Source organism: Pseudomonas sp. Sample_21 (assembly GCF_004307525.1).
Taxonomy (GTDB): Bacteria; Pseudomonadota; Gammaproteobacteria; order Pseudomonadales; family Pseudomonadaceae; genus Aquipseudomonas; species Aquipseudomonas atacamensis.
Window position 1 is genome coordinate 1 of record NZ_RCNZ01000056.1, and the last position, 5,177, is coordinate 5,177.

Genomic DNA, 5,177 nt, shown 5'->3' on the forward strand with positions numbered 1-5,177 from the left:
AGGCTGATCCGCAACTGGCGTGGTTGAAGGATGCGGAGGCTCGGGGAGATGTTGACTGGCGTCGTGTCGAAGAAATACACAAGAGTTTCAAATACTCGACATCTGGACTTGGTGTCGCCGCACAACTGGCCCTGGCTATCCTGCTAGCTGCAGTCACCGGGGGGGCAGGCGCAGGATTGATAGGCGCAACTGCTGGCACGTTCTCTGCGGGCTTCGCCAACGCTGTGTTGATCGCAGTCGAAACTACCGCTGCAAACAGCGCCATCAGCAACAAAGGCGATCTAGGCTCAGTTCTCAAGGACGTTTTCAGCAGCGAAAATCTTCAGGGGTATGTGCTCTCCGGGATGTTGGGCGGCATTGGGAATGGCCTGGGTTATAACCCGACAGAACTTGGTTTTGACTGGAATAGTGCAGGCCAGGTGATTCTCAAAACCAGCGCTGATACGTTGGCTCAAACCGCATTGCAGGGCGGAAGCCTGGGCGACAATTTCGTCAACAATCTATTGGGAGCTGTAATCGATATTGGCGGAGCTATCGCCGCCAATAAGGTTGGTAGCCTCAATCTGGTGGAAGGCAGTCCAACGAAGATTGCAGCACATGCATTGGTGGGCGGGTTGAAGTCCATGGCCTTGGGCGGGGACTTCAAGACAGGCGCGTTGGCTGGAGGTGCCAACGAAGCAATGGTTCAGTATCTTGCGGACCTGATACTGCCGGAAAATTACGACCCAAACATGCCGGGAGCCGATCAGGCCAAAGCTAATCTTTTGGCGATGTCGCAACTGATCGCAGTGCTCTCCGCCGTGATTGCCGACACAGACCCAAACATAGCAGCAAATATCGCGGCTACTGCGACCCAATACAATTACCTCTCGCATTCTGACCTCGAGCGAGCGGCGCACGATTTGTCCGCCTGTGGCAATGACGCTGCATGCGCGAATACGAAGTACGCCGAATATCACGCTCTGAGCCAAAAGCAAGACATCGAGGCAGTTGCTCAATGTGCGGCTAATTCTGGTAGCTGCGAAGGCCTTTCAAGGATTGTTGCATAGGCCGAGGCAAAAACTCAAAAATTGAAAGACCTGGCAGCCTCGGCATCGCCCGAAGCAGCCAAGATGTTCGATCTGCTGATCGCGGAAAATCACGGGTTCCAGAATATGCTGGCGGGCATCACCGCTGGACATTCAGTCGCTGCGATTGCGGACACACTGGTCCAAACACTTGGCATCAGCCACGAAATGGCGATGGCTGCTGTTGAAGGCTTGGCGATGTCAGTGTCTGGGATGGCTCCGACGATTAAGACCGCAGGAGGCGGTAAGAATAAACCCAAGGGAGGGCCTGCTGGATCGACAGAGGAGGCCGAATCCACTGCTCCGAAAGGCAACGCAGGAAATACCAAAAGCGACTCGGCGGAAAACGTAACCTATTTCCGGGTAGAAGGTGGGGAACAGGGTTTAAGACGAGCCAGAATCGAATTACCGCCAATGACGACGGGAGCATCACCATTAATCCTGGGTGTACGGGCCAACTGTGTGTCGGTGTTGGCAATGCTGACCACGCAACCTACTACTTGACGAACAAGCGTCCTGATGGCTCCGTAGTGGTCTTCGATATCGATGCCAAGACTCATAAGAAAAGTATGGACAGAGTGATACCTCAGCACGGCGATGGCCCTAGGGAGCGTGATGCACCCAAGAGAGTCGATGAGGGCCAACTAGGTTACTCCCTGGAGTTGCCGAAGATATGGGAGTCGCTACTCGAAAACAGTGCGAGTAATGTTCGTGTCTATACGCAAGAAGAATTTTTAAAAGAGTTTAAGAAATGACCATTGATCAAGACGTTTTTGATGACCTGTGGGACGGCGAAAAAAGTATCGGTTTTTTTGTTCAGTCAGCTCAGTGTTACTGGATTGTTGACGAGAAGTGTAATTTTACTCTTGACGTTGACAAGAGTCTTAGAGCGTCATTGAGTAACGGAACTATCACGCAAGAGCAATACGAACGATCCTGCCTGAAATTCAGAAATGGTATCTTGAAGATGACTTCCGAGAGCTTTCCTTCGTATCTTCATGGGCCGAGCGTAAAGATTTTGTCGTCTTCCGAATTGCAACGCTTTATTGGGGCTAAGCCGAATGTTTTTGAAAAAATTGAAAACTACTATCTCACAGGCGAAGGTCTGGATTCGGAGCTGTTCAAAAATGCAAATGTCATACGCTCGAGGCTTCCACTGTTTTACGTGAATTTTGATCGAAAAATTTTCATGCACATGGATGACGGCCGATTTCATGAGGAGTATGTGCATTCGGACTGGATTGCTGAATCTGGCGATTTCAGCTACTTGATTCCGTCACGAGAAAAGTATTGGGTGGATGCAGGTAAGGATTTTTGGAAAGTTCGTTTTTTATAAAATAAATGCTGATCATTAACATATGTGGACTGTCCCATTTTTTACGGGCTACCTCTTTTTTGCCTTTTCTGTCAATTGGATATTACCGAAGTGTCGGATAGGTGAACGGTACGTCGGATAATCAGTTGTATGGAGCTGTACGCATTCTGATGATTGCTGCCGGTAATAGGGTGTGAATCAAAATCAGGGCAGGTTGTCGGCTGCAATATCTGGAGCTTAAAGCACACGAGGATCAACCATTGAACAATGTTGAAGCACTGAATGGCTTTCTGCGTGAATACGTTTATGTGGAAAGTCTTCACCTGGATTCCGAAGATGGACTTACCGGTTACAACCTGTTGATGACGCTGGCGAAGTCTGCGGATCCTGGAGCAGCGACTATCGCGGTCATATTTTTTAACGTGGGCGGTCTGAACGTGCGGGGATTTGGTGGTGGCCTGACACAGTTCATGGATCTTTGCGTGTCGAGGGTTGAAGGCGGACTGGATCGTATACGGTATGAGCTGGTTGATGAGGAAGAAGAAAAAATAGCCTTCAACTTCCACTCCTTCAAAGTGCTCAGCGAGGATGTCAGCGGCGAATAGGCTGCGAAAGCCAGGTTGCACGAGTTGGTGCCTGTTTCCAAAAAAATGCCCCGTCTGAAGCGGGGCGTTTTTTTGGTTTAACCTGCGAAACCTTTAGCGAAACGCCGGCACCACATCCCTGATAAACAACTCCAGCGGTTTCTTCTTCTCTTCATGCGGCAAGCTGTTGTCACACCAGAAACTGAACTCATCCACCCCCAGTTCCTGGTAGTACTTGATCCGCGGAATGATCTCTTCCGGCGTGCCGATCATCGCCGTCTTGTGCAGGCTCTCCAGTTCAAACTCCGGACCTCCGGCAAACTTCTCTTCCGGACTTGGCGCAAGAAAGCCGTTGACTGGCAGATAATCAGGGAAAGACCACGTTTAGAAGGCACTCCAGAACGTGTTCTGTTCCCGTTTCCCCGAGTCGGCGCAACATATTGAAGATGCCATCGGGGCAGGAAAGCCTGACACGTTGACCATTGATCGAGATAATGCGGCAGCGCGCAGGCTTGATTCTTTGCGCGGAATTGAAACAAAACCGGGCCTCGACCGTGATGAATATCCGCCCGCCATGTTCCAGGAAGGGGGGCGGGAAGCCTCAGTAAGGCATATCACCGCTGGTGATAACCGTGGAGCAGGCGCTTGTATTGGCGCTCAATGCAGAGAGTTGCCTAACGGGACGAAGGTTAGAATAGAGGTGATAGATTAGATTATGAATAATCTGGATAAGTTGTTATCGATTGCAAGTTCGTCCTTGAGTGCGCGTGAACCACAACTGTCTGGGCCAATACGCAACATGGCAGGGGCTTCGGCGGAACAACTTCTTAATGTGCTGCGTCAGCGCAATGGCTTCTATGCTTTTGAAGGCGCGCTGCATGTTTTTCCAAGCGACTCCAGCCAAAGTGAAATAGGCATATCTGATTGGAATCACGCTGACCTGTGGCGCACTAGCTACAAAGGCCTAGCCGATAACGGTGTCTTTTTTGCTGAAGATATCTTTGGTGGACAGTTCTGTATCAAGGATGGGAGTATCTACATTTTTGATCCGGAAACTGGCTCGTTAGAGTACTTGGCTGCGGATGTTGAAAGCTGGGCTGAAATAGTTCTGCACGACTATGAAGTATTGACAGGCTATCCGTTGGCTCATCAGTGGCAAAAGCGCAATGGTCCAGTTCGTGCTGGGATGCGTTTGCTGCCCAAAGTGCCTTTTGTAATGGGCGGTGATTTTTCCTTGGATAATTTATATGTTGCCGATGCTGTAGAAGGCATGCGGCTCAGAGCCGATATAGCCGATAAGATTAAAAATTTACCAGACGGTACTCAGGTTAAATTCAGTCTGGACTGACAGGAGACAAATGATAGTTTCAGCGATGTTTGATTCCCTCGTCACATTTGACTGCGTATATGGAGGCTTTGAGCTCGAAAATGGAGTAGTTCGCCTTTATGTCGAAAGAGGCCTAGCCTTGAAAAAAACGAAGTTGGTAACAGCGGCGGATGGCGCTCGGATCGTACAGTGTGATGAAGATGAGTGTCCTAAGGGCGAAAGTATTTTTCCTGTTCATTACATTTACGATCCCGCTAGAGATGTGGAGTATGTTGAATGGAGTCTTGTAAATGGTTTGTTACACGCTCGAAGCGAGGGTGGTGAATGGGTCAGATACGAGAGCGAGAGTGAAGGTTTGCACGCAATGCATGAATATGTGGGTGACTGCTGGCTGGTCTTTTCTGGTGTGAGTGTGTTGAGAAAAGTTATCTATGAATATTCTCTCGATCGAAAGAGTTCCTCAGGTAATGAGTTTGTCGAGGAGTTTATTAGTGGGCCTAAAGTCGATAAGTCTGCAAGTGAGTATTTTCTTGAGGGTGAAATAAACGTTTTGCCTGGGCCAGGATGGATGTCTTTGAAAATTGATGCAGATTCGTTTCATATCGAGATTCCCGACGATTGAAAGAAAAGCGGATAAATGGGGACCGGATAAATGGGGAAAGACCACCTTTCGAGAGACAAACGGGGACAGGCCACCTTCAAATTCGCGTCGAGCGTAAAAGCGGCGGTGACCTGCAGTTCGATGCCGTCGCAACATCTATTTGTCCTCGTCCGGAGATGAACACAACGTCGAAACCCATAGCAAGGACGGCAAGAAACGCGTCCATGTACAGGATGACCACACTGTTCAGAAAGCAGCTGAGTTCATCGCCGGCGGCGACGTA

The 5,177-nt window shown here is 49.6% G+C and carries 7 protein-coding genes and 1 pseudogene; 6 read left to right on the forward strand and 2 right to left on the reverse strand.

Annotated elements, in window-relative coordinates; all coding sequences use genetic code 11:
* The 4 genes from D8U71_RS07805 to D8U71_RS07820 form a co-directional block, all read left to right on the forward strand.
* The coding region (locus D8U71_RS07805) for a DUF637 domain-containing protein (protein WP_177434888.1) at positions 1-1,049 on the forward strand (1,049 nt) is incomplete at its 5' end.
* Positions 1,050-1,112: 63 nt separating this feature from the next.
* A complete protein-coding gene (locus D8U71_RS07810) occupies positions 1,113-1,571 on the forward strand; it encodes a hypothetical protein (protein ID WP_125918764.1) in 459 nt (152 codons plus the stop codon).
* A gap of 247 nt (positions 1,572-1,818) precedes the next feature.
* The gene (locus D8U71_RS07815) at positions 1,819-2,403 is read left to right on the forward strand and encodes a hypothetical protein (RefSeq protein ID WP_125918765.1); all 585 of its coding nucleotides are present in this window, start codon (positions 1,819-1,821) and stop codon (positions 2,401-2,403) included.
* A gap of 239 nt (positions 2,404-2,642) precedes the next feature.
* On the forward strand, positions 2,643-2,987 hold the full coding sequence (locus D8U71_RS07820; RefSeq protein WP_125918766.1) for a hypothetical protein: 345 nt from the start codon (positions 2,643-2,645) through the stop codon (positions 2,985-2,987).
* A gap of 93 nt (positions 2,988-3,080) precedes the next feature.
* Here D8U71_RS07820 and D8U71_RS07825 read toward each other — a convergent pair.
* Positions 3,081-3,326 (reverse strand): annotated as a pseudogene (locus tag D8U71_RS07825) (LLM class flavin-dependent oxidoreductase); the annotation flags it as partial.
* Positions 3,327-3,681: 355 nt separating this feature from the next.
* Here D8U71_RS07825 and D8U71_RS07835 point away from each other — a divergent pair.
* Positions 3,682-4,314 (forward strand): SMI1/KNR4 family protein, encoded by a 633-nt coding sequence (locus D8U71_RS07835; RefSeq protein ID WP_241149652.1) that lies wholly within the window; start codon positions 3,682-3,684, stop codon positions 4,312-4,314.
* Between the two features lie 10 nt (positions 4,315-4,324).
* A complete protein-coding gene (locus tag D8U71_RS07840) occupies positions 4,325-4,915 on the forward strand; it encodes a hypothetical protein (RefSeq protein ID WP_016770762.1) in 591 nt (196 codons plus the stop codon).
* A gap of 76 nt (positions 4,916-4,991) precedes the next feature.
* Here the strand turns inward: D8U71_RS07840 and D8U71_RS28475 are convergent.
* Positions 4,992-5,177: hypothetical protein (locus D8U71_RS28475; RefSeq protein ID WP_206663083.1), on the reverse strand; the 186-nt coding region annotated here is incomplete at its 5' end.